17 protein-coding genes and 1 pseudogene are annotated in these 25,131 nt (G+C 34.8%); 7 read left to right on the plus strand and 11 right to left on the minus strand.

Annotated elements, in window-relative coordinates; genetic code table 11:
- Positions 1 to 165 precede the first annotated feature (165 nt).
- Positions 166 to 609: a JAB domain-containing protein gene (locus F0361_RS02505; RefSeq protein WP_099545601.1), complete on the minus strand. Its 444-nt coding sequence runs from the start codon at positions 607 to 609 to the stop codon at positions 166 to 168.
- 259 nt (positions 610 to 868) lie between these two features.
- Positions 869 to 2,152 (minus strand): hypothetical protein, encoded by a 1,284-nt coding sequence (locus F0361_RS02510; RefSeq protein WP_154917082.1) that lies wholly within the window; start codon positions 2,150 to 2,152, stop codon positions 869 to 871.
- A gap of 116 nt (positions 2,153 to 2,268) precedes the next feature.
- On the opposite strand from F0361_RS02510, the gene F0361_RS02515 reads away from it, so the two are divergent.
- The gene (locus F0361_RS02515; RefSeq protein WP_154917083.1) at positions 2,269 to 3,630 is read left to right on the plus strand and encodes a hypothetical protein; all 1,362 of its coding nucleotides are present in this window, start codon (positions 2,269 to 2,271) and stop codon (positions 3,628 to 3,630) included.
- Positions 3,631 to 3,958: 328 nt separating this feature from the next.
- Entirely contained in the window at positions 3,959 to 5,503 is a 1,545-nt protein-coding gene (locus F0361_RS02520; RefSeq protein ID WP_154917084.1) for a Fic family protein, read from the plus strand.
- A 28-nt stretch (positions 5,504 to 5,531) separates the two neighbouring features.
- Here F0361_RS02520 and F0361_RS02525 read toward each other — a convergent pair whose 3' ends face one another.
- Genes F0361_RS02525 through F0361_RS02535 form a run of 3 tightly spaced genes read right to left on the minus strand, consistent with a single transcriptional unit; the run spans position 5,532 to position 8,504 of the window.
- On the minus strand, positions 5,532 to 7,235 hold the full coding sequence (locus F0361_RS02525) for a type IV secretory system conjugative DNA transfer family protein (RefSeq protein ID WP_154917085.1): 1,704 nt from the start codon (positions 7,233 to 7,235) through the stop codon (positions 5,532 to 5,534).
- A 4-nt stretch (positions 7,236 to 7,239) separates the two neighbouring features.
- Complete coding sequence (locus F0361_RS02530) at positions 7,240 to 8,151, minus strand: DUF5712 family protein (protein WP_154917086.1); 912 nt, start codon at positions 8,149 to 8,151, stop codon at positions 7,240 to 7,242.
- Positions 8,148 to 8,504 (minus strand): BfmA/BtgA family mobilization protein, encoded by a 357-nt coding sequence (locus F0361_RS02535; RefSeq protein ID WP_154917087.1) that lies wholly within the window; start codon positions 8,502 to 8,504, stop codon positions 8,148 to 8,150. The genes F0361_RS02530 and F0361_RS02535 overlap by 4 nt, the downstream gene beginning before the upstream one ends.
- Positions 8,505 to 9,605: 1,101 nt before the next feature.
- Between F0361_RS02535 and F0361_RS02540 the strand changes: the two genes are divergently transcribed.
- Together F0361_RS02540 and F0361_RS02545 are read left to right on the plus strand one after the other, a co-directional pair.
- The gene (locus tag F0361_RS02540; RefSeq protein ID WP_154917088.1) at positions 9,606 to 11,807 is read left to right on the plus strand and encodes a peptidase domain-containing ABC transporter; all 2,202 of its coding nucleotides are present in this window, start codon (positions 9,606 to 9,608) and stop codon (positions 11,805 to 11,807) included.
- Between the two features lie 31 nt (positions 11,808 to 11,838).
- A complete protein-coding gene (locus tag F0361_RS02545) occupies positions 11,839 to 13,137 on the plus strand; it encodes an HlyD family secretion protein (RefSeq protein WP_154917089.1) in 1,299 nt (432 codons plus the stop codon).
- Positions 13,138 to 13,196: 59 nt separating this feature from the next.
- Here the strand turns inward: F0361_RS02545 and F0361_RS02550 are convergent, their stop codons facing one another.
- The 3 genes from F0361_RS02550 to F0361_RS02560 are packed head-to-tail and all read right to left on the minus strand — an operon-like array spanning position 13,197 to position 17,553.
- Complete coding sequence (locus F0361_RS02550) at positions 13,197 to 14,090, minus strand: thiopeptide-type bacteriocin biosynthesis protein (protein ID WP_161598193.1); 894 nt, start codon at positions 14,088 to 14,090, stop codon at positions 13,197 to 13,199.
- A gap of 13 nt (positions 14,091 to 14,103) precedes the next feature.
- Complete coding sequence (locus F0361_RS02555) at positions 14,104 to 16,338, minus strand: lantibiotic dehydratase family protein (RefSeq protein WP_154917091.1); 2,235 nt, start codon at positions 16,336 to 16,338, stop codon at positions 14,104 to 14,106.
- A 6-nt stretch (positions 16,339 to 16,344) separates the two neighbouring features.
- Positions 16,345 to 17,553: a lanthionine synthetase C family protein gene (locus F0361_RS02560; protein WP_154917092.1), complete on the minus strand. Its 1,209-nt coding sequence runs from the start codon at positions 17,551 to 17,553 to the stop codon at positions 16,345 to 16,347.
- 160 nt (positions 17,554 to 17,713) lie between these two features.
- Between F0361_RS02560 and F0361_RS02565 the strand changes: the two genes are divergently transcribed.
- Positions 17,714 to 17,914 (plus strand): class I lanthipeptide, encoded by a 201-nt coding sequence (locus tag F0361_RS02565; protein WP_154917093.1) that lies wholly within the window; start codon positions 17,714 to 17,716, stop codon positions 17,912 to 17,914.
- Between the two features lie 101 nt (positions 17,915 to 18,015).
- Here F0361_RS02565 and F0361_RS02570 read toward each other — a convergent pair whose 3' ends face one another.
- A complete protein-coding gene (locus tag F0361_RS02570) occupies positions 18,016 to 18,705 on the minus strand; it encodes a hypothetical protein (protein WP_154917094.1) in 690 nt (229 codons plus the stop codon).
- Between the two features lie 20 nt (positions 18,706 to 18,725).
- Positions 18,726 to 19,598: a DUF6734 family protein gene (locus tag F0361_RS02575; RefSeq protein WP_154917095.1), complete on the minus strand. Its 873-nt coding sequence runs from the start codon at positions 19,596 to 19,598 to the stop codon at positions 18,726 to 18,728.
- A gap of 305 nt (positions 19,599 to 19,903) precedes the next feature.
- On the opposite strand from F0361_RS02575, the gene F0361_RS02580 reads away from it, so the two are divergent.
- Together F0361_RS02580 and F0361_RS02585 are read left to right on the plus strand one after the other, a co-directional pair.
- Positions 19,904 to 20,803: an LLM class flavin-dependent oxidoreductase gene (locus F0361_RS02580; RefSeq protein ID WP_154917096.1), complete on the plus strand. Its 900-nt coding sequence runs from the start codon at positions 19,904 to 19,906 to the stop codon at positions 20,801 to 20,803.
- A gap of 170 nt (positions 20,804 to 20,973) precedes the next feature.
- A pseudogene (locus F0361_RS02585) lies at positions 20,974 to 22,171 on the plus strand (IS256 family transposase).
- Between the two features lie 417 nt (positions 22,172 to 22,588).
- On the opposite strand, the gene F0361_RS02590 reads toward F0361_RS02585, so the two are convergent.
- Positions 22,589 to 25,111 (minus strand): hypothetical protein, encoded by a 2,523-nt coding sequence (locus tag F0361_RS02590; RefSeq protein ID WP_154917097.1) that lies wholly within the window; start codon positions 25,109 to 25,111, stop codon positions 22,589 to 22,591.
- Positions 25,112 to 25,131: the final 20 nt, after the last annotated feature.

The raw sequence follows: 25,131 nt of genomic DNA on the forward strand, positions 1-25,131 counted from the left end.
AAATTACAGGCATCAATTAATTATACTTTTTTCATTATACCAATCGGACATTGCTTAAAAAACGGCTATTAAACTCCCTGTTTTGTCACTTAAAAAATCAGAACTCTTAACAAAATCCGCTTTTTGTAAAGAACCATGATTAAAAACCTGCTTAAAAAACTTGGGCTAGATTCTCCCCTCATTCGCAAAGCTGTAAAATGAGCCATGAGGGGTGACGATGATATGGTCCAGTACCTTGATATCCAATAACTCCCCTGCCTTGACTATTTTTTGGGTCAGTTGAATATCGGCTTGACTAGGAACTACGACTCCACTGGGATGGTTATGTGTTAGGATGATGGCAGTGGACAAGGTCTTTAAGGCCGTTGCAAATATCAAGCGGATATCGACGATGGTACCGGAAATTCCTCCTGTTGAAATGGTACAGATTCCTTTTACGGTGTTGCAGTTATTAAGATAGACCACCTTAAATGTTTCAAATAATTCAATGGTGTTTCTATCCCAGGAATCCATTATAATATTGTTGGCACTACTGGCATCGGTAATTTTTAATTGATTGGCACTTCCATTGTTTTTGTAACTGATTTGAATTTCGTTCGCTCTTTCCATTGTTATAAGATTTTGATGGCGAGCGTCCACCGGATTTTAAATGAATAAGCCAAATCTTGGCATTTGGCGTTTCATTTGGAATTCGGAGCTTGCAAAGCAAAATCTTGGACAACTAGGGAAGGAAGGTATTTCAGTTTCAAAAAAATAGGTTCTTAGAAGGCATAGATAAATGCAAGTGGTATTTAACGGTTTTTGTTTAGGTTTTCAAAAACCGACTATCATTTTTCTATGGGTGTTCAATATTTAGTTTATCCTACAGTCAATTTGAAATTCTCTTCTTCTTAAGATTGAAATTTGAATTATACAGTGTAGAACTATCATTTTCAAAAGAAACATGTTGAATGGAACCCGACCCCTCAAAATAAATACAAATGCCGTATATTTTTTTCGGAGTTTCTGGAACTTTAAAATGATATACGGGTTTGTCATCTATGAATATGTTGAATTTTTGGTCTTTTGAAATACACTTTAGTGCAACATACTTGGAAAAATCAACCCCAAACCCTGAAAGATCGCTTTTTTTGCCATCTACATAATCCTCGAAAGTCATCAAAGTCAACTCGGAAATACACCCGCTTTTGGATAATGGTATCCCTATAGCACCCCCATCGTATAGAACAAGAACAGTTACGCGTTGACAAGCTCCACTAAGTCCATCTATATATTCATTGCGAACGGAAGCATTCATTTCAAAATTATCGGTATAAATCTCCCCAAAATCCTTTACAAGATAAAAGCCTACAACTACCTTTTCCACACTAGGGTCTACGTTATGAACCAGCAGGGTTTCTTTTGAAATAGCTAGTTTTTTGTCCCGGTAAATATCCATTGAGTCCAAATAAATGGGTTGTTCCTCTTGTTCAATCATTCCTAGCCAACCCGCAGTCGGGATTAATATATCGTGTTCTTTAACAATAGTATCGTCTATGACCAATTTGGACTTAAAATATCCCGGCCAGTAATAAATACTAGTGGAAACAGAGTCATTTTTATTGACTAGAGTACGTTTTCGTTTGTCCCAATCTTGTTGTATTTCTATTTTGGCATCATCGTCAGCAACAGAGGCATCGAAATTGAACACAACTGAATTCGGTAATCCGGTCGTTACCGATTTACCCTTAAAAACGAAATCGTCGGACTTATATGAGAGTTTATTCTTTTCAATCACGAAAAGAGCGAGGGTTGATGCGGTCAAAACCAGTAAAAGAATCAATAGAATTTTGGTATTCCGACTCTTCGCTTTTGTAAGTATTTGGATTGGAGGATTACTTGCTTCTGAATCCTGTACAAAAGCTCTCCAATCCTTAAAACCAACATATTGGGCAAGTGCGTTCAAGGTTGCCGTATTGGGCCTTGAGCCGTATTTGACTTTGCCTGACAGCCGTTTTAAGGTTGACACACTCAGCAAAGTACCCGTTTCCTTTTGGATTGATTCGCTCAATGCTTGATAATCCCTAGTCTCCCAGCTATGGATGTTCCCTTTGGACAGTTTGCGTTCAATGAGCTTAAAGCTCTCTTTAATAAATTCTTTATGGTCTTTCATAAATGCCTCTGCGCTTATGTGAACAAACTTGAACGGATTTGAACTGGGCCTTAGTCACCTTTTTTGTTTCTAGTCAATAAATTAGACTATCATCAATTCAAAAATAGATTTTTATTATGAAAACAAGTTGTCATGCCTTATTTGTCATTTTTATTATTCTTTTTAGACCCTCTTATGCTCAAGAAAAAATGAATGATGACCAAAACGAATCATTTCCATTTATCGATAAGTATTGGACTGTAGAGAATGACGATGGTTCTCCTTCCGAAATTAAGACTACACCACATAAGGGTAGAAATTCAATTCTTTTGGAACCGGGCCAAACTGCTTTTTTGAAGGAACTAAAATTTAAAAACTTTGAGCTAGAATTTTACTGTAATGGCCAATTTCCAGGAGTGGGATTCAGGATAAAGGACAAGAAAACCTTCGAATATCTGTATCTAAGAGTTCCAATGAGTGGATATGAAGATGCTCTGCAGTACGTTCCAATTTACAATGGTAGTCTTCCATGGCAGCTATACAATTATCCCAAATATGAAGGAAAGGCCGACTTCCCAAAAGAATTAGTAGCCAAATTGCCCTTGTCTTTTGAAACCACCCTGGTTAAGGGAACTGTAAACAATGAATTATTGGGCTACTTGAAAGAAAATGGGATTTCTTTCTCTCAAGAGTCATTAATTGATTTCACTCAAGAAGGAATTCAATATATTTTTGATCCTCAGGATAAAAAGGCATTATTGATAGAGAAAGAAATAGATGGATTTAAACTACTGGATTTTCGCACATGGATTCATGTAAGGTTGGTGGTTATTGCGAATAAAATGTCCATCTATATTGAAGATATGGATTCTCCAAGCTTCACGATAAACAATTTAAAAGGCATTTTGGATTCTGGAGGCATAAGTTTAATCAGTGATTTCGACCAAGTTTATTTTAGCGATGTATCTATTAAAGAAATACAAGCACCGAAAAACAATAATATAATTGCCAACAAAACTTTGCCTAACTCCTACCTAAATCGTTGGAAAGCATCAGAGCCATTTGTCAAAGATTCTATTGCTTTTCTTGACCAAGTAGATTCGTTAAAAGCAATAAAAGGATTTTCTAAAAGAATTGAAGCCGATATAGATGGGTTAATTGATATAAGCCGATTTTATGAGGATATGACGAAAACGGTCCTCTTGACAAACACTTTGATATCCGATTCCGATAGGACGGTTGACCTGCATTTCGACTACGCCGACCATTTAGTTGTTTTGATGAATTCCAAAGTTCTCTTTGATAAGGGAATGAACTTTCAACCTCCCCAAGATAAGGGTAAAGAAGGTAGGGTATTTGTTAATGACGAACAAATTCCACTCGACCTTAAAAAAGGATCGAACGAATTGATTTTTATGTTGTCTGGAGATAATCGTCAAAAATATAATTGGGGTTTTACTGCAAAATTGGGTAGTCTTGAAGGGATTAAAACTAAATAGTGCTTTCGTACTGAAAACCTAAATGTATAAATCCCAAAAACGCTGGAAAATAAATGAAAACGAACGCCAAAAGGGTTCGTTTGTGTTTATGAGCGGTTTCGAGGGTGTTGAAAAACCGGAACCGAAAAGACGACCAATGGCGGACCAGTAAAGCGTGTCCGCTCGGGTAGGCTTGAAGGTGTTAGTTTTTCAACTTCCGCAGGAACGTGGAAAACATTTAAATACGAACTATCTGTAATCATTTTTCATGATAAACTATAAAAAGTAATTGTTTTTCATGGAAAGTAATCATTTTTCATACTATATTTGTAATCATATTTCATGATTAATGTCAAAAAGTAATCGATTTTCACGCAAAGTAATCACTTTTCATGGTAGAGTCATGCCTGAAGAGGGCGTTTTAGTAGGCTATGCCTTCATACTTCAAATTTTGGAAAAGCATACAGGTAGACGTTTACCAACCCCCGATGTTCTGGCAATGGTTACTGATAAGCAACAACGCTACAATACCGAACAATGGCAAGTATTCGCCAATCGTTATATGCCCTCAAAAGATGAAATGTCCCATTTAACATTCGCGTTAAAATACGAGGGCATTGATTTACTAATCTTAAAGGAATTCTTTCTTTATGCCGGTGATGGCCTTGTAAAGACCATGATGAAGAACGAACCCACCGGTCAATACTCACGACGCATTTGGTTCCTCTATGAATGGCTATTGGGCAAACAACTTGACATTCCCGATTTGAAGGTAGGCAACTATGTAGAAATCATCAATCCAAAACTACAATATGAGGGCCCAATTGAAAACAGTACCCGGCATCGCGTAAAAAACAATCTTCCTGGTACTCCTGAATTTTGTCCATTAATTCGAAGGACCGAAAAATTGGAAAGTTTTACGGCAACCAAATTTCCTGAACTCATGGAAAAGGGCTTGAAAGGAAGAAATAAGGATTTAATCCGCAGAACGGCCGCCTTTCTATTATTAAAAGATTCCAAGGCATCTTTTGCGATCGAGGGTGAATATCCTCCCAACCTGCGAGCAAGAAATTGGGGCAAGGCTATTGGGCAGGCAGGAAAAAAACCTTTGTCCGTAGATGAATTGGAGCGCTTACAGGATATTGTTATAGGCACGAAGAAATTAAAGCATATGGGAATCCGTATAGGAGAAGGCTTTATCGGCGAACATGACCGTGAATCTTTTCTGCCTATGCCCGATCATATTTCTGCAAAGGCAAGTGATTTGACTTCGCTGATGCAAGGACTCATCGACACAAACAATAGACTTCAAGATAGTGACTATGACCCCGTTTTGGCGGCGGCAAGCATTGCATTTGGCTTTGTGTTCATACATCCTTTTTCCGATGGAAATGGCAGAATCCATAGGTATTTGATACATCATATATTGGTCAAAATGGGGTACACTAAACGGGAGATGATTTTTCCAATATCCGCAGCTATCCTGAACCGTATCGGGGAATATCAAGATGTTTTGGAGGCCTACTCCTCTCCTCTACTTGATTTGATCGAATGGAAACCAACTCCAGATCATAACGTTGAAATCACCAATGAAACGATTGATCTATACCGCTATTTTGATGCAACTCGTCAAGCTGAATTTCTATATGAATGTGTAGAAGAAACTATCGAAAAGATTATTCCTGAAGAGTTGGACTTTTTAGAAAAGTACGACCTAATGACCAACTTTATCAATTCCGTTGTAACCCTACCTGATACTAAGGTCGACCTTCTAATTAAATTCCTAAATCAGAATGAAGGCAAACTTTCAAAGAATAAGCGGGACAAGGAGTTTGATGAATTGAATGATGAAGAAATTGCGGCTATTGAGGAGTTTTATGGTTCAACTTTCTAATTCAATCTATTGCAATCGAAGAGAAAAACTAAAATCGAATAAAACTTTCATCTTTTTCAGCCATAGGTTCGAAGATACTTTTAGCCTGCCAAATAATCTTTTGGTAATTCTCCTGAATGTCCAGATCACTTGCCCTAATTGGAAAATCGAAACCACTATCTCCTAACCTCTTATTGATTCCAAATTCAGATTTTAAGATTTCCCTCTCATTGCCTTCGGCTATTAGACCATAGAATTCCCCTGGTCGAAGATTCATTATATCGGTGGTTTTTACTCGGTCCCGTTCTTGAACGGTTTCATTGGTACTTTTGTTCAAAGAATTGGTGTGCTTTCCAAAAATGGAGGATTGATAATAATTATCCCCATGACTGGTCGTCTTAAACGTTTTGTCCGCCTTGCCGAAAATATGGGTTATCATCTGTGCGGAATCCTTATTGACCGTTCTTCCGTAAAACTGGTTTCCCATGTTGGACAGCATAACCTGGGCCTTGTCCCTTCCGTATCGGTCTACGAGTTGGCTAAAATCCTGACAGGCCAAGACCGTCGCCACCTTATTGCTTCGGGCCGTAGCAGGGGTCTGTTCCAGTTTATTGATATAAAGGGTAGGCAGCTCGTCCACCAATACCACCGCCTTATGCTTACCCGGTTGATTCATTTGTTTTAAGGAAACGGAAATAAGCAGGGAAATTACGGGGGCATAGGTTTCAGCCAAGGTACTTTCATTGCCGATACAAAGGAATTTTGGGTTTAGCGGGTCGTTGATGTTTAAATCAAGGTCGTCTCCGGAGAGTATCCAGAAAATATCGGGCGTGTTCAGCTTCGCCAAATTGGTGCGCAAGGTACTCACGACCCCTGTCAATTGGTTGGAGGCTTCATTTTGTATTGCCTGATTTAAACTGGCCATAAAACCAGACGCTTCCGGATCTGCCGATATCCGTTCCAACAGTTGGGAGATATCGGTGTGCAATATCAAACTTATCACATGGAGAAGGCTGCAATATTTGGGATGTTCCGATTTCAGATACCAAATAAGCCCGGTAAGCACACTTTTGGCCTCCATCATCCAATAATCCTCGTTCTTTATGTTCTTGGGGGATAGGTTGTACATCAAGGTCTGGGCATATTCGTGGGCATAAGCAATTTTAGGTAACAGTTCGGGTTGTAAGGGATTCGTTCGTGCGCTTCTTCGGGCTTCCTTGAAATCGATAAAATAAGGTCGGACTATCCCTTCACCCTTTTTCAAGTTAGCAAATAGCAATTGTGTTAATTCCGGGGATTTAAAATCATAACATATTCCAGAATAGTTTTTGGCGACGGCCTGTATTACTATGGGGTGAATCAATGAAATAGTCTTTCCACTCCCCGCCCCTCCTTGGATGTAAATACCCCGATATGGATTCTCCAACAAAACGTTCTTGTCATCAACCGAAAAAAGGAAGCCCTCGGGACTATCCTGAACCTCATCGAGTACAACTTGGCTTTTCTTAAATAGGGAACGTACCAAAGCGTATATCCGATAGACAGCCCAGCCCAGGACGAAAGATGGTACAAAAAGAACCAAAGGAAAAAATATGGTTAGGGGAAAAGAAACAAAGAGTGCCAGAAAAAAGTGCATCCTACAGACACGCTTTAAAAACAGAAAGTAGACCACAAAAGCGACAAAGCGCATCAACAAATGTATGATGGGGTGCGTCCCTCCCATCAGCAGTTCCATAAATACCGACTTGTCCATACGCTTATCTTGTAATTTGGTTGTTCCTACTTTTTATTCTCTCTTTTTGAATATTCTTCGGTCTTATTATTTCATCTGATTTGGAGCGATTTTCTAGGGTTTGGTCCTTTTCTTTTTGTATGGCCAATTTCAACACCTTTTTATCTTCTAGAGTGCCATGTTTTAAAACACGAAGCGTCTCAAATTTTTCCTCCAGGTCCCTCTTGTACTTGAACATCTCGTCAAAAGTGTCCTCGTTCCTTTGTTTCCATTTGGAACGGTCAAATCCCCCATTTACCTTTTTTCCGTTCAGGACCAGGTTCTTGCTAGTTCGGGCATTGGCCAAGGGGCTTAGGTTTATCCGATATTCTTTGTGCATTCTCGAAACGGTAATATGTACATGGGTCTGTAATCCCTCTTTACGCTCCCCACTTTTGGCCTTGCCGACCATGACCTCTTTATCGGTTCCCTTATAATATCTCCGGTGCTCAATCTTGGCAAACCAAACAAGCTGCTTCTCGGTAATTCCCTTATTAAAGTTGTCCGCATAATTTCGCATGGCCCTTCGGGCAAACAATCGGATAACCTCATTGTAGTCCTTTAACTCCTTATCGTCCAATTCGGCAATATCCCTGATGGGTCTTTTTGCCAAGGTCGATGTAAGATGTGCCAACTCCTTTTTGCTAAAATTCAGGGTCATCGTAAAATATCGGTCCTGTTTTTTTGCCAGCCCCTTATTTCTGCTATTCCTGTCTACCGTATCAATTGCCTCAATGGTCGTGAGCCTGTTTTGTTTCTGGTCGAAGAAAAATTGTTGCCGATGTCCAAGGCCCTCCTTCCTCAGAACCTTATTTTCCTTATTCAGGTAATGTCCGTATTTGGAGCAACTGCCCTTATTATCTTGGGAAGTGGTATGAACGATACTTACGGGCATCATCCCCCAAATTTTATCCGCTCAAAAATCTTGTTCAGTTCCTCGATAAGCTTTTTGAAAAGAAAGTCGGTGCGCTCCCCGTTCTTGTTCAATTGCGCCTGAATGGGATAAAGGATTTCCGATTCCTGGGTCTTAAAGAAGGAAACTATACGCCTATCGATGACCTTGATCATCTCGCTGGCATTTTTCCCTTTTAACGCTTGGGGGTCGGTTCCCGTTTTTTGGAAATAGAAGATCATTTCCTCGGTAAACCTTCCTATGTTCCTATTATGCTCTTGGGCCAGTTTTTTGAGTTCCCTATGGCTTCTTTCGCTGACGATAATACTCTTCTTCCGCATGTCGGTTCCTTTTCTCAAATGTCTTTTTTTGAACCTCCGAATCCCTTGCACTTTGGTTCGCGGTGCATGTTTACCCTTCTAATTCCCTGGTTATCAGAATCATTGAAGAATTGAAGATAATTAGGTAGGGTGCAAGGACTTTATAGTATTGGGTGTTGAAAATCAACTGGTTGCACTGTTCGTTATAGGAAAATTATAAATTGATATAATTCCGTAAATACCTCTGAAAGCAGGCTATGCCTGCGTTGGCCCGCCGCAGGCGCAAGCGGGAACCACTGCAACGCATGGTTCCCGCTTGCTATCTTTCAAAATGAAAGATAAATTAAATCTAAATTGGCTTAGTCAGGTAAAAGGTTTTAAAACTAGGCAAAATATGTCTAGATTAATCATAACAATATATAGTTAATAGATATTCTAATTAATTTAATATTGAAGAATTAGTTACTTATTAAAGTTTAAAAATGAAAATTTTCTTACTTAACTGGCAAGAGAGGAAAAACAACATCTGGTTCTTTACTCAAATCAAAAAAGATTTAATATTTATAATCATATTATAGCAAAGTTGTTAAAATTAATTCTGATACATCCTTTTTGTTTTCAATAAGAGCACATATTTTATGTCCTATTTGTACGATATTATTAGTTAGTGCATTTAAAATATTATTCCATTTGTAAGTAATTTCTTAAGTTTATATTTTAATAATCCATAAAGGTTATCCGTTTAATTTTTGGTCATATTACAATTGTTAAAATTTTGAATTAAAAGGATTATAGGTCAGTTGTTTGAATAATATTGATTTCAGTAAAAAATTTTCAAAAGTAAAAGCAGCGTATATGGTGATTATATATTAAAATAGAATTTATCTAAGTTCGACTTTAATCGAATTATTGTAAATCTTGTTTCAGTGCTTTGAACATTCTCTACGACAGCCCAAAAATATTAGTATGAGATTCTTTTCAAACCAGGCAATACCTTTGAGAAACAACTTAATTAATAATAGAAACATGTGCAATTATCAAAAGTTTCTGAAAATAGCGATAAAGCTAAAAAATAGGTATAATGAATAGAAATATTGAACATTTTTTACTAGAGTATGTTGACAATTTCTATTTCTTATAATGTTTAGCAAGCCCTTTCCCTTTTTTCGACAATTAGATCAAATGGATTGTGGGCCTACCTGTTTGCGTATGGTCGCAAAATATTATGGAAGATCATTTTCAATTGACTACCTGAGAAACAAATCTAATATTACAAAAGAAGGTGTTTCATTTGGTGGCATTTCAGAAGCTGCTGAGGAAATAGGGCTTCATACATTGGCCGTAAGTTTGGATTTTGAAAATATGCGGCGGGAAGTTCCATTTCCTTGCATAGCGCATTGGCGTCAGCGACATTTTGTAGTTGTGTATAAAATAAAAGGAAATACCGTTTATGTTGCTGATCCCGCTCACGGATTAATTAAATATTCAAAAAAAGAATTTATTAGCGGATGGATTGGAAAGAAATTCGATGATAGCAGCGAGGGTTATCTTCTTTTGATGGAGCCTACCCCCAAGTTTCATAAAAGCGAATTGGAAGAAAGTAAAAATTACGGATTCAAATTTCTTTTTTGGTATTTCACACCATATAAGAAATATATATACCAGCTTTTATTAGGTCTATTAACCGGAAGTATTCTTCAATTGATATTTCCATTTCTTACTCAGGCTGTAGTAGATTATGGCATCAATTACCAGAATTTGAATTTTATCTATATAGTTCTTATAGCCCAACTTGTTCTTTTTCTATCACAAACTACTGTAGATTTAGTTCGCGGTTGGATTCTTTTACACATGACAAGTAGGATTAATATAAATTTAATATCTGACTTTTTGATCAAATTAATGCGGTTGCCCATTTCATTTTTCGATTCGAAGAATACAGGTGATATTATACAGCGTATTAATGATCATAATAGAATTCAAGATTTTTTATCCAGCACGACGTTGAACACACTTTTTTCTGCTTTTAATCTTGTCGTTTTTGGAATCATTTTAGCATATTATAACTTAACCATATTTACGATTTTCTTCTTTGGTTCAATTATCTACATTGGATGGACCTTATTGTTCTTAAGAAAAAGAGAGGAACTGGATTATAAGCGATTTGATCAGGCTGCTGATAACCAAAGTAGTATTTATCAATTAATATCTGGCATGCAGGAAATCAAACTAAATGGATCTGAGAGAAGAAGACGATGGGAATGGGAAGCTATACAGGTCAAATTATTCAAAGTTTCAATTAGGAGTTTAGCCCTTTCTCAAACGCAAAATACAGGTGGACAGTTCTTTAACGAACTAAAAAACATACTAATTACGTTTATAGCTGCCAAATCTGTAATCGATGGAAGCTTAACTCTTGGAATGATGTTATCAGTACAATATATAATTGGTCAATTAAATCTTCCAATAAATAATTTCATCACTTTTATCCAAACAGGACAAGATGCCAAGATAAGTCTGGAACGTCTTTCTGAAATACATTCAAAGGATGATGAGGAACTGCCTGACGAGTATATAATCCGGGAATTACCTTCTAATAAGAATATAGAAATAAAAGGATTAAGCTTTCAATATGGAGGGCGAAATTCCCCTATGGTTCTTAAAAATATTGATTTGTCAATACCGGAGGGGAAAGTTACAGCAATTGTTGGTGCTAGTGGAAGTGGTAAAACTACTTTAATTAAATTATTGTTGAAATTTTATTCTCCAACAATGGGAAAAATTTCTGTTGGCAAAATAGATCTTCAAAATATAAGCACTAAATACTGGAGAAAGAAATGCGGTAGTGTTATGCAAGATGGATTTCTTTTTGGAGATACAATAGCAAGAAATATAACAGAATCAGACTCTGTTGGTATCTCAAAAAAGAGTCGACTTTTAAATGCAGTGGAAATTGCAAATATTGAAGATTTCATCGAAAAATTACCTTCAGGATTTAATACAAAAATAGGAAGCAGTGGTATTAATATAAGCGGAGGACAAAAACAACGTATCTTAATAGCTAGATCCGTTTACAAAAATCCAAATTATATTTTCTTTGATGAAGCTACCAGTGCATTGGATGCCAATAATGAAAAAACAATTATGGACAAATTGGAAAAATTCTATAAAGGTAAAACAGTTGTAGTCGTTGCCCATAGGCTCAGTACAGTAAAAAATGCAGATCAAATAATCGTACTAGATAACGGGAAAATTATCGAAAGTGGCAATCATAAGGAACTTACGAATAATAAAGGCATGTATTATTCTTTAGTTAAAAACCAGCTAGAATTAGGGAATTAATAGAATAAATGATAATTACATAAATACTGCAATGAAAATTGATCAATTTGACGAACGTTCAGATCAAGTTCGCGAAATCTTGGGTAAAGCTCCCAACTGGATAGTTAGTGTGGGAATTTCTGTCGTTTTTGTAATCGTTATTTTACTAATTGCTGGCTCCACTTTAATAAGTTATAATGATATAATCTCTGCAAAAATCATCGTTACCAGCAAAAATCCACCAGTATACCTTAAAGCGAACAGTTCAGGACGAATTAACAATATTTTTGTAACACATGGACAGGAAGTTGAAAAAAATGAAGTCTTGGCTGAAATAGAGAATACCGCAAAATTGGAAGATGTCCAATATTTAAATTATAAGCTGAAAAATTTTAATGTTGGAATCACAAATTTAGATTCGTTAAATAATACATTTCCTCCCTACTTAGATTTGGGAAATATTCAATTAGCTTACGGAGAATTTCTTACTCAATATCAAAACTTTATTCTTTTTAGCAGCCTAATGCCAAATGAAAGAGAATCAATTATGATAGCGAATCAACTCAAAGAACAATTAAACTTTCTAGAAAAGCAGAAAATTCAAAAGAAAATTTTCGAGGAAGACTTGGAGCTTTCTAAAGATAGTTATAGCCGAAGTGAAACCCTTTTTAAAAAGGGAGTTATTTCAAAATCTGAATTTGAAAATGCTTCAAGGCAATATTTAAGTGACAAACAACGATTTGAAGGATTTTTAACCAGTATAGCAAATACACAAATCGCGATAGCAAATTTTAACAAATTATTGACTAAATCTGACATTCAAAGCAAGGAATTTGAAAATATGTACAAACAGGAATTGGACAAGACATATCAAGTCTTAAATAATGAACTATTGCTATGGGAACAGCAATACCTTCTTAAAAGTCCGATAAATGGTACGGTAACTGTTTTTGATATATGGAACCAATATCAAAATGTAAATTTGGGAGAAACCCTTTTCACCGTTGTCCCCGTCGATTTTGAAGAAATTATTGGACGCGTTTCCTTACCCATTCGGAATTCAGGAAAGGTTAAAGTGGGCCAAAAGGTCATAATAAAGCTTTCAAACTACCCTTTCGAAGAATGGGGTAATTTAAGCGGAAAAATAATTAATATATCCGAAGTACCTAAACAGGGAAAGGATTCAGCCTACTACACTATTTATGTAGCCTTGAAAAACCTTAGAACCTCGTATCATAAAAAAATTCAGTTCAAGCAAGAAATGCAAGGTACAGCAGAAATTGTAATTGAGGAACTTTCAATTCTTCAACGAATATTTTATCAGTTCAGAAATTTTACTAATAGGTCATAACGTAGGTTCAATAACTTGGTGTTTTTGACCATATTTTAAGTGGATAAATATAATTTTAATTAATCGTTATATTTTATCCTTGCAATTTCTGAGGTATAGTATCTAAACAAAAAGTCGTAGCAGACCATTTCATTAAGACGATTTTTGGACTTAAACAATCTGTTCATAAGCATATGTATATAGCTACTCATTAAATTATTTAGCTTCGTTTCCTGACTTCCTTTATTTAGAATGAGAAGAATTTGTTTAGCAAGAGGACGTGTTTTTTTTTCATTTTCTTCTAGTAGTTTAATGATGGGAGCATATTCTAGTTTATTCTCTTCAGTGAAAAGCATAAATTCCTCTATTCTAACTCTTTGAACTCGAAATTTATCATCTAATTGTTTTTTTAACGGGCGGGACATCCCAAACTCTTGACCAAATCCTGTTTTAAGGATTTCCATCAAATTCATTTTCTCTTCTAGAGAATAATTAAAACAGTTTAGAAGATGATTAATGGACTTAAGCCCAAACAACCAACGTAGCTGCTCTCCTTCGTCTCCTTCAATTAGGTCAAGAAATTTAATTGTCGTATCACTATCATAATAGAATAAGTTCTCTGAAAGTTCAATAGTTTCAGTTCCATACCTTTCAATTTCTCTGTTATATGTATCTAACTGAATTTTCCAAATCAAATCTTTTCCCATGTACTGGTTTAATGGGATATACAACTTTGAAATAACTTTGCCAATTACATTTTGGTCACTACAAAGAAAACGTATCCTAAGGTGGTGTTCCGGATTAGAATAACGGATAAAAAACCATTTATTAATGCTATTTTCCTGTAATAATTGTTCTGTAATTGGTTTTATAATCTCGGTTAAAACAAGATCCGCAGTTTTATATCCTGTAAATATTTTATAGTACACCCATTCACTACCTACACAAAAATTTCTTCTTGGCTCATTAACCATGATATTCAAACTTTTAGTTTTTTAGCTTGTTCGCATTGTAAAAAGAGAGTAATATTTGATGTGTGTAATAGCCATTAGCAGACTTGACTATTCCATCTTGGCCAAATAAAAATTCAGTTAGAATAAATTCACGTCTATTCTTTACTGTATCCAAAAGCATTTGTACCGAGGTAGTATTTTCCAAATTTACTAAAAGTTCGTTGTCACCATCCTTTAATAAAACATATTGTGGCAACCTATATTTCTTTTTTAAAATTTTTACTTTTTCTTTCAGTGCGTTGATATCGTAAATGTCTTCATAAATCTCCTTAATATTGTTATTCTGTATTTTCCATTTGGCCTCATGCAATATTAAATTTTCGAACTCCACCCTCGGCAAAAAAGTTCGATTGTCATCAAGAAATCCAAAATTGAAATAAATTCCATTACGTAGATTTTGAGTTTGCATATCGCATAAAAACTGATATATGGGAATAGCATTGGAAGTAAAATTATGAGCGTTTGTTAAATGTGGTATTACTTCTCTCCCAATTGTCTTAGATCGTAATACTATCCGTTGATTTCGAACCGAAATAAACAAGTCGCTTAAAGGAATTTGATTTTCTACAGGCGCATTGGATTTTGCCAAAAAGGGAATTTCATATTTCCTAAAGGAGGGGCGCATAAGGATATTGCCTACTCTCGCTTCTGGTAGATGGATAATTTCTGCAAGTATTTTATCAGAGTTCATTTGTTCTTCGTATTCTACTATGCTCTTGGTATAATACAGTAATTTAAAATCTCCATGACAGAATCTACCTATTAGATTGGCGGCACTTGATCCCGAAATTCCTGAGAATTTAATTTTTTCCGAACCTTCATCATTTATAATTTGAATCATAGACGACATGGTATCCGGCAAATCTTCCCAATGCGAAGGAAAATCCTCAAATTCAAGTTCGGTAAGGATTATTTTGTTTAGTCCTTTTTTATCCGCTTCAATTAATTTTCTTTCTAGGATTTTTAATATATTATTATGGTATACTTTCAAAGTATTGTATGCGTCTTGTTTCGTGGGTAAACTAATATCATCAACTAATGGATTAACATCCCCTCTGCTTTGTTCCTGTAAATAGCCCAGACCAGTTTCTATGTCTAAAACCTTCGAAAGTGGCATTTCCCTTTCTCCATATCTTTCAAAAAAGGCGTCTTTGAATTTAGAAAGATTACTTTCCTCAACTGATGGAGTCATTTGATTCAAAAGTATCATGCCCCTTTTTACCGAATCAACAATATTTTTTGAGATTGTATTTTTAAGAGGTTTAAGTTCCAAATCGGTCTGAAATAGATATTTAAGTTCGAAGGTGGTATGGAAATTACTTAAATATTCACTGAGTTTAAGGTATTTCTCAGGATTATTTCCTATTTGTTTATCAATAAGCTCCAATTTGTATTCAATTGTTTTCAAAAATTCAACTTCTTCTATTGAAGATTCAAGCTTACCTAGTACGTCAATAATTTGAGTCATAAACTCTGGGCCAGAAACTGATGGCTCTAATTCGCTTACTAATACTTGACAATCCAACAATTCAATTATGAAGTTTTTAGATTCCAAGTAGGGAATTTCTCTTTTTACTAGGATTTCAATCAAATCATTCAAATAAGCCCCAGATTTGGCCATAATAAGAACTTCTTGCAGATATTCGGAGTTATCAACTTCCACAATATGATGATGCCTTTTACTGTCTATATAATAATATTCTATATACCTCAGCTGAGTACCCGAACTATAAATACTACTGTTTGGGAAATACAATAATTCCCAACGAATTTTGTTTTTATCAGATAGGTCCTGGGAAAGTGAAACAAGATAGTTCATATCCAAACGAGTATGCCTAATATTTAAATGGGGTAAATTATTTTCAATGATGGTAGAATCACTTATTTCCCCTAAACTACATCCGGCAAAAAGACCAAAAGGAGTGCAGCGAGTAGTCATCCTAGTTAGGTACTTCAAAAAGGAATATTGAATTTTTCTCTCTTTTTTAGGCTCCAAGCTCCCGCCTAACCATTTCTCCAATTCAAAATATAATGTCGGAGAAGCCAAGAAACAGGCATCCTTAATTAGAATATTGTTATAAATTTCTTTTAGCTTTCCGGTAGTTAGTATATCATCCTTTGTTAATTCTCGGTAAATATTAAAGTCGAAAATTGGAGTTCTTAAAACAAAATTTGGAAAAGGTTTATATGGATTTTCAATAGTATACATTAATATTTAGCTTATCATTAAACATTCATCCCAAGTGTTAAAATCTTTCGATAGATAATCAATAATGGTTAAACCTATTCCCGATATTCCCACAAGAATTGACAAATTATTAATCCATTTATTTTCAAGTCCATTCCAATGTTTGTAACCTGCATAACCATCATTATGGTTAGCCTTTGCCTGACCATCTTTCATCCAGAATAAATGAGCGTCCTTAAATTCTAATTCAGGATTATTTTTATATAGATTTTGAAATATTCTTGCATTGCCAAATGAACCATGACAAATTCCTGCATCTATTACTTTAGTCCTATCGGGTTCTTTAATTTTTGCGGTATTTTGTAAAATCTTCAAAGCCTTATTCTTAATAAAAGAATTATTTAAAGCCTTACTCGCTTTCAGCAATGATAATCCTACTCCTAAATCCCCATAACACCAAGCGACACGACCATTAGTTTCAATTGGCTTCTTATTTTCAACTACATAAGGGAAATAAAAGGAGTTATTTGTATTTTCAAATTCTAAGATATAATTAACTGATCCGTAAATTAGTTCCTTGGAGATTTCATTAAAATTTTCAAACTGAACCAGCCTTGAAAGAAAATTTATAATACTGGACATGCCATGCGCCAAACTAAAATTATAACCTTTTTCCTTTGTTTTTTTGTCTAAAATGTATTCCCATTTTAGTTTGTTAGACTCAGATATAGCTTGAACATTCAATTCATTTACCAATTCCTTCAAATAATCTTGATATCTAACTTTTAAGTTATCGCTTTTAGTACTTAAAAAACGTTTTAAAAAAAAATATCCATATCCAATCGCACCATGTAAAAAATCCAAATCATGTTGCATAAGGTCAAACTTCATTCGTTCAAAGAGAAACCCATCAAATTGAGAAAGCAAATCATCAGAATCTAGTTCTACAAATCCTTCATTTTGTAAATGTTGAATTGCCCATCCCAAACCAGCTATTCCAGAACAATATGAAGGAAATGAGTAACCATCATTGATTTTATCTATACAATATGCTACAATATCAATCCCCAGATTCGAATGGTAATCACTATCTAAAAATTTAGCGTAATAAAATTGGAACAAAGCACAACCCGAAATTCCCCCTAGAATCCCCACATCCTGCATTGATTTGTATTCTCTTTCAATTATCAGACTTATTTCACTTAAATGTTTTTGCAAATATTTTTCATCCTCCATTTTTAAATTATAAGATTAAACACTGAAAATAATAAACCAAATAAATTTTTAAAGAATAATACTACTTTTGATTATTACTATTAACAATTTATTAACGTATATACTCTAATATAAGTAAGTTTTTTCTTATATATTGTAAGAATAATCAAAATTTTTAATTATGAAAAAAAAGAAAAACATCTTGCTAAGTTTAAACAAAAGAAAGGTAAGTGAACTTAACAAATCAGTTCAGCAACAGATTGTTGGTGGAGCAAGTGAAAATTATGGAGGACAAAATGGTTGTACTGGAGAAACACAAACTTCATGTGGTTGTTCAGCCGTAACTTTCACTTGTGAATGTACAATGGTAGTTGGATGTTGAATGTTTAACAATTCAATACATCTATTTTTAAAAACGGATTATCAATCATTTATTAGTGATAATCCGTTTTCTATTTAAATGTTTAGACAGTAGTGACATCCCTAATTGGGTATGATATATGTTTTAAAAATAATTTTTCTAATCAAGAAAATAATCAACTCATCAAGATTCCCTTCCTCGATTTCATTTTCATAATTAAATAATTTTTTGAAATCATCATACACCCCCCCTATTTTTCTTTTCGTTGTAAATTGATTCAATAGTATATATTCAAACTCGGACAAAGCAATCTCAAATACATTACTATTTAATTTATCATCAAAGGTTCCTGTTCTCTCAAGCAAAAAGTAATATTCACTTTTTTTAGTTGCGACATTTTTTATAAACTCAAATGATTTCTTTCTATTTTCATGACAAACCCATTCCCAATTTGAAACAAAAATTTGCACTCTTGGGTTAATTCTGAAAAACAAATCTTTTAAATCTTTGAAATTCATATTAAGATAATTATCTCCCTTTCTAGCAAGCTCCTTTTCTTCGTGAAAAATTCTTTCAATCTCATTTGATGTATTCCTTAATTTGAATTTAACCGTTTCAATTTGGAATATTTCATTTAGCAAATCCCGCTGAGTAATTTCAATTTGGGTTAAAAAATTCTTTACTTGCGAATTCAAAGTTCTTTGATTTTTATAAAATATCCGCCAAGATGGTTCAAAATTACCGTTTAATTTCGTGCACAATGTTTCGTATATAGCTAAAGTTCTCTCGAAATGTATATTTTCGTTTTTCATTGCTAAAGTGTCGAGGTGATTCAAACTAATTCTATTATTCTTTTATGATATTCAGGATACTCCAAGATTAGTTGCAATTCCATCCGTCTACAATACTCAATACTTGACTTCATATGTGCTAGCAAATGAACATATTTAATAGGGCCATATTTATTCAAAAAACTTACAAAATTAAGTTTAGTAATTTCATCAGTAGTAAACACATGATTAATTTTTAAATGCTTTTCTCTAGCCATGACGCTGAAAAAATACTGCTCATAAATCAAAGCGAACCACGTACCATTCAAATCTCCATTAATAAGGTGTAGATTGGCATCAATAAAATCAAAGGCCTTTTTAGAATATTCTTTAAAGAATTTAAAATTATTACCACCAATAATTCCTGCGCTAGACGTATTAAATTTCTTGTACCTTTTAAAATCATCCATAAGAAATTGTGGTAATCTGAAATTCCTTTCTTTGATATGCTCCATAGCATTAAAATAGTGATATTCAGCATCATCTGCATGATGGGCAATTAACTCAGAATTTTCAACATTTGCCCCAATCTTTCCCCATATAAAGGCATCACCGTCTACATGAATGAATGGTTCTTCCTGAATACCGTATGAATACAACTTACCAATCGCCCATAGTTGAGGAGGATAGTGGTTAAGGCTATCAAGCTCAACCCTTACATTGGAATAAGGTAATTTTAGTTTTTCGATTAAAATACTTTTACCTTCTATGTCAGTCACAAGTTCTATTTTCCCATAATGCTTTTTAAAACTCAAACAACTTAGGGCCCAACTCATCAAATGGTATTTTGGATGTCTCCAGCCGCCATCAAATTTATCTAAATTAATGTATTTATTTAGCGCAGGTTTTGACCAAAAACTATGGAGTATTTTCATAAAACATAAAATTTATGTATCCTTAAATTGTACTTATCTAGTTTAGCAGAGATATACCCATGCTGTTTTTGTGTTACGGGTGTACTGTATTTAGATCTTCAGATGAAATTTTAAAATTGTTTCAATAAATAATCATTCATAAGAACACGTTCTTAAACGAGAATACATATAAATTTATAAGCATAAACCTCAATATTAATAAGTATTTTCTTAATAATTATACTTAAGTTTATTAAATAATAAATACTAGTTGAATTTTGCGAAAAAAGAATAATACAAATACTATTACTTGAAAGAAAATATTTATGAAGCTTTCATCATTAGTTTTTGATATAGCTGGAAGCAACAATTTGTTGGATTTACTTGAGCTTGCAATTAAATGTGATCAATGCGGTTTTTCTAGATTATGGTTAGGAGAACATTATGGCAATATGGGATTCTGGAATAATCCCGAACCACTAATTCCAGTATTATTGGGAATAACTAAAAGAATAAATGTAGGTTGTGCCGGAATTTTAGTAAAATATCATTCACCTCTTAGAATTGCCTCATCATTTAAACTAATAAATTCCATATATCCAGAAAGGGTAGATCTGGGATTTGCAGCTGGAAAAGTTCACAAGGAAGTTAGAACTTATTTATATAAATTTCCAGATAGTGAACTGGAAGTAAATGATTTCTTTAATGCAATAAATAAAATTTTAAGTTTTTATAAAGATGAAGAAGTTCACAATAAAAAACATGTTTACATTCATCCGCAACATTTCCCCTCGCCAAATTTATGGCTTTTGACAACGGATTTCAATCGTTTGAATGATGCATTAGATTTAGGTGTAAATTTTTCAAAGTCAATTTTTCATATAAATTCAAGTCAGGCATCAGAAAATCAATCCATAGAAAAATTTAAAAATAGTTTTATCGATAAATATTACCTAAAGCCTGAAATTAACCTGGCCTTTTCCGGAATTTTGACGAAGGACGATAAGGAAACAACGGAAATAAGAAGAAAAATAGATAAAGGGATGTTCTCAGGATTTCAGTGTAATATTGTTGCAACAGAAACTGAATTCTGTGATAAGATAAATTCATACCAAGAAAAATTTGGCATTAATGATTTTTCATTTTTGGATTTGAGTCCAAGGATTGAAAAAAGGATTGAAAATATTGAAATTCTCTCCGAAAATTTGAATATCAAAAATCATTAAACCAATTAATAGAATTAAAGTTTAATTAGGTTTACAAATTTTTCAATTACAAATAAATAATCTAAGTTCTATTTAAAAAAAGAAGGACTATCTCATAAAGTGTGTAAATAGAAAATTAGCGGGGGCATGCCCCCGCTAATTTTTTGTCTATTTTTAAATATTTGCACATTATGAAGAAAGAAGAATTGTTCAACGACGATTTCCTGTAGCAGTTCAAATCGGGAGACGAGCTCAACGGTTTTCTCAAGGAACTCCAGAAACGAGGTATCGAGAAGATGCTGGAAGGGGAACTGGACGGCCATCTGGAATACGAAAGGCACCAGAGGTCCAAGGATGGCAACTCCCGTATCGGGCACTCCAAAAAGAAGGTGCGTACCTCTTTCGGGGAGTCCGAGATATCCGTCCCAAGGGACAAGGATGCCAGTTTCAACCCCATGGTCGTCCCCAAGCGGGGCAACATGGTGGACGGCATCGAAAATGTCATCTTATCGCTATATGCCAAGGGGATGAGCAACAGCGATATCGAGGAGCAGATACGCGAGGTCTATAATTTTGACATTTCCACTTCCACCATATCAAGGACAACAGAAAAGGTGGCGGAGGACATTGTCGCCTGGCAGAACCGACCCTTGGAACCGGTCAATCTAATCGTGTGGATGGACGGTATCGTCTTCAAGGTCAGGGAATCCTCCAAGGTGATCAACAAGACCGTCTATGTGGCCATGGGCCTGCGCAGGGACGGAAAAAAGAAAGTGCTCGGCCTTTGGCTGGGAAAGAACGAATCGGCAGCCTTCTGGATGTCGGTGCTCACCGATATCAAGGCCCGTGGCACCGAGGACATCCTGATCACCGCCACCGACAACCTGAACGGATTTACCGATACCATCAGGAACGTCTTCCCCGAGTCCAGAACCCAGATATGCGTGGTGCACCAGATACGCGATGCCTGCCGCTATGTGGTATGGAAGGACAAGAAGGCGTTCACCGCCGACATGAAGGGCATCTACAACGCACCCAACGAGAAGGCCGCAAGGGCCGCTCTGGAGGACTTCGCCCAAAAATGGAAAGGCAAGTACTCCTATGCCATAAGGAAGCTGGAGGGACAACTGGGACGAACTCACCGTGTTCTATGAGTTCCCCCTCGAGATACGAAAGATCATCTACTCCACCAACCTTATCGAGAATCTGAACGGGAAGATCAGGAAGTACAACAAGAACAAGCTTTCCTTCCCCACCGACGATGCGGTGATGAAATCCGTATATTTGGCAACAAGGGAGGCCACCAAGAAATGGTCCATGCCCATCAGGAACTGGGGCATAATTTTAAAACAGTTCCTTACGATCTATGAAAAAAGAGTAAGGCTCTAGTAAAGTCAAACCCCCGTTATTTTCAACTTACACACTTATTGGGATAGTGTCAAAAAAGATTCTAATCCTAATTTTGTGGCCTACATTGCCACAAGAATTTAGAATCTTAAATGTTTCTTCAATAAATTAGTTCCTTGAGTATTTTGTTAATTATTCTTGTCCATAAAATGCCCATTATATTTCAATAATATTAAATTTATATATTCTTTGTAACACAATTACACCTTTTCTTGAAAGTGTGTTCTCTATTATCTTTTAGTAATCAAGTGATATCCATTTATTACGTTAAAGATTAGATGAGTTTTTACGAGACCTTTTAATAAGGAATATGCCCTCTTCGAAATAATTCTTCTAGCATTTCGATTTAATTTAATTTTGACAATTAAGAGAAATTCAATTATAAAAAAGAAAGTAATATCATTCTTGGTTACGTACTTCTATAACCTTATAATCGTACACAATCTCACCATCATCCGTTAACCCTAAAAATTCAAGGTAAAACTCATCGCTACGGTCATTAGTATAAAATTGAACTTTAACTTGACCCTCACTATCTATTTTGACATCAGGATTCCAATAAATGGTAGGTCGATAATCTTTTAAGATATTATTAAATCCATCTAATCTAGAATAATCAGGCAGATAAAATTCTAGCTTATCATCGAACCCCATAATACGAGCATTGGTAATATTTGTGTTAGATTCGATATCTGTTTGTTTACTCCGTAAGGCCTTATCAGTGTAGATTGCAATTACCCCGCCTGAGGCTCTTGTTCCGTAAAGTGAAGCAGAGGAAAAACGTAATACATCAATAAATAAGACTTCAGAAGCTCGGAGAGAACCAAGTATTCCATTGACCGGTGTACCGTCAAGAAGGATTAATGGTGAAGTTTTTAGATTTAAACTTCCCGGAGCTCCTCCATAGAGACTAATTCTTTGATTCGGGTAATTACCTGTAACCCTAAACCCTTTTCTTGCTAACAAATCCATTGCGCTCAAACCTTCCCATCCATTCACTGAATCTCTAAAAATTCTCGTATCTGGACGACCATAGGAAGTAAATGAGTTAATTTCCTCTTCAATCAATTCCGACTTTGTTTTCCTTTTCTCACTTACAATAACTTCATCTAGGTAAGTTATACCTTTCAGGTATTCCTCGAAATCTTTCTCTTTAACAAAAGGGATTATAGATTGATCGATTTCCTTGTTTATGGATCTAAATCTGTTATATTCATTATTGTTAACTTTGTCCTTGACTATGGGCCATTGCGGGTCTATTTCTATATTATACTTATCATTTGACCTATTTCTTCTGTTGCTAACTATTTGTAAAATGGGCCTAATACTACCATTAAACAAATATGGTCCAAAACTAAATCTTCCGTTTTCATCTATTTCTTGTCTTTCCTCAAAGGCCTCTGAGAGAATGTTAAGAGATATCATTGCTTTTTCATTTTGTATGCTCTTACTGATGTCCTTAACACCACCTTGTATCATTATGCCTTTTTCGGGTACAAACTCCAAACTAGATTTAGATGGATTCATAAATATATGTTCCGAAGAAAAGTTTCGTAACTTACTGGTAAGCATTAGAGTTTCAAATAAAAATTTTGATTCTTCAGAATTCATGGCAAATAATTCACTAGCAAAATCTACATGACCATTTAAGTCTGAGTTTAACAAAAGCCAATTTTTGAAGTCAATTGATTTCTTTGAAACTGATGTGGATGTCACTCGCATTGAGTAGTCTCCTTTAAGTGGCTCTCCTAAACTATTTAGAATTGTAATAGTTACATCTAGTTTTTCCCTATTCCCGAAAATCTTGGAACTGGATTTTATCGATACTCTAGGATTGTTAGATGATTTTTCAACAAAAACAAGACGCTCACACAAAGGAGATCCATCTGGGGAAAAAAGGATGAGTTCAGCTATTCCATCCTGTAATTCATCCTTCGAAAGTTTTACGGCATAGGATTTATTACCCTTCCCTTTCTCTAGTCTTTCAAAAAATTTCTTTCCCCTTATATGACCAATTAAAATTGTACCTTCAAGAGTATTCGCATGGTCAGTCTGAACTTGTATCAAAAAATGATCATCTCGATTTTTAACACTTATGGTAAACCCATTATTTTTAGCACGGGGAATTTGAAATTTTTGCTGATATCCGTCAATCTCTGTGGAAACAAAGTAAGTTTTCAATGGCTTAGGCAAAAAGTATATAATGCCATAACCATATTCATTACTATTGAAATCAGTTATAAAATTGCCTTGAGAATCCTTAAGTTCACCCTCTGTACTAATTGGATTTCCTTTTTCGTCTGATATTTTAAAAGCTAAACCACTAGGGATTTTGTCAATTAAGCTACCACTTTCCGGAAAAAAATCAATCTTCAATCCATTAATATCTCCTCTCCTAGCACGATTTAATTGTTGTGTTTCAATTTTTCTAATTGAGTTATATGAATCATATTGACTCAAAGCTTCATATTTTCTAGATATGATAATTGCTTTTTGATAAAATAATCCTTTATTATCATTGAGCATGTACCTGGAATAGGTTCTCAATTTATAATGATCCTCGATTAAATCCCTTGGCAAATCGATATATCCATATGAACTTGTATCTTCAATGTAGAGCATTCGTTTTGCTACTATACTATCAAGAGAATTTAAGAGCTCAACATATGCGACCCTGCTTTTACTAGTCCTTTTGTGGGATATTCCATCCACTAAATATGCTTTATACCAAATTGTATCCCCTGGTTGATAAATTTCCTTATCTGTATATAAATAGGTTTTCTCAGGACCTTCTAATTTGGAATAAGTATCCAATCTGTGCGTGATTATTTTCAATACCGAATCACCTTGACAAAGTGCGTGTATAGAAAACAATAAATATAGTAATATAAATCCTACTTTATTATAGGTTTTTAGCTTCATATTTCAGATATTTATCTTAA

Source organism: Maribacter flavus (genome assembly GCF_008386635.1).
In the GTDB taxonomy this organism is placed as follows: Bacteria; Bacteroidota; Bacteroidia; order Flavobacteriales; family Flavobacteriaceae; genus Maribacter; species Maribacter flavus.

What these genes read in the sequence shown, in the direction of transcription:
- F0361_RS02505 (WP_099545601.1), bottom strand. Translation starts at nt 609, where the DNA reads ATGGAAAGAGCGAACGAAATTCAAATCAGTTACAAAAACAATGGAAGT.
- F0361_RS02510 (WP_154917082.1), bottom strand. Translation starts at nt 2,152, where the DNA reads ATGAAAGACCATAAAGAATTTATTAAAGAGAGCTTTAAGCTCATTGAA.
- F0361_RS02515 (WP_154917083.1), top strand. Translation starts at nt 2,269, where the DNA reads ATGAAAACAAGTTGTCATGCCTTATTTGTCATTTTTATTATTCTTTTT.
- F0361_RS02520 (WP_154917084.1), top strand. Translation starts at nt 3,959, where the DNA reads ATGTCAAAAAGTAATCGATTTTCACGCAAAGTAATCACTTTTCATGGT.
- F0361_RS02525 (WP_154917085.1), bottom strand. Translation starts at nt 7,235, where the DNA reads ATGGACAAGTCGGTATTTATGGAACTGCTGATGGGAGGGACGCACCCC.
- F0361_RS02530 (WP_154917086.1), bottom strand. Translation starts at nt 8,151, where the DNA reads ATGATGCCCGTAAGTATCGTTCATACCACTTCCCAAGATAATAAGGGC.
- F0361_RS02540 (WP_154917088.1), top strand. Translation starts at nt 9,606, where the DNA reads ATGTTTAGCAAGCCCTTTCCCTTTTTTCGACAATTAGATCAAATGGAT.
- F0361_RS02545 (WP_154917089.1), top strand. Translation starts at nt 11,839, where the DNA reads ATGAAAATTGATCAATTTGACGAACGTTCAGATCAAGTTCGCGAAATC.
- F0361_RS02550 (WP_161598193.1), bottom strand. Translation starts at nt 14,090, where the DNA reads ATGGTTAATGAGCCAAGAAGAAATTTTTGTGTAGGTAGTGAATGGGTG.
- F0361_RS02555 (WP_154917091.1), bottom strand. Translation starts at nt 16,338, where the DNA reads ATGTATACTATTGAAAATCCATATAAACCTTTTCCAAATTTTGTTTTA.
- F0361_RS02560 (WP_154917092.1), bottom strand. Translation starts at nt 17,553, where the DNA reads ATGGAGGATGAAAAATATTTGCAAAAACATTTAAGTGAAATAAGTCTG.
- F0361_RS02565 (WP_154917093.1), top strand. Translation starts at nt 17,714, where the DNA reads ATGAAAAAAAAGAAAAACATCTTGCTAAGTTTAAACAAAAGAAAGGTA.
- F0361_RS02570 (WP_154917094.1), bottom strand. Translation starts at nt 18,705, where the DNA reads ATGAAAAACGAAAATATACATTTCGAGAGAACTTTAGCTATATACGAA.
- F0361_RS02575 (WP_154917095.1), bottom strand. Translation starts at nt 19,598, where the DNA reads ATGAAAATACTCCATAGTTTTTGGTCAAAACCTGCGCTAAATAAATAC.
- F0361_RS02580 (WP_154917096.1), top strand. Translation starts at nt 19,904, where the DNA reads ATGAAGCTTTCATCATTAGTTTTTGATATAGCTGGAAGCAACAATTTG.
- F0361_RS02590 (WP_154917097.1), bottom strand. Translation starts at nt 25,111, where the DNA reads ATGAAGCTAAAAACCTATAATAAAGTAGGATTTATATTACTATATTTA.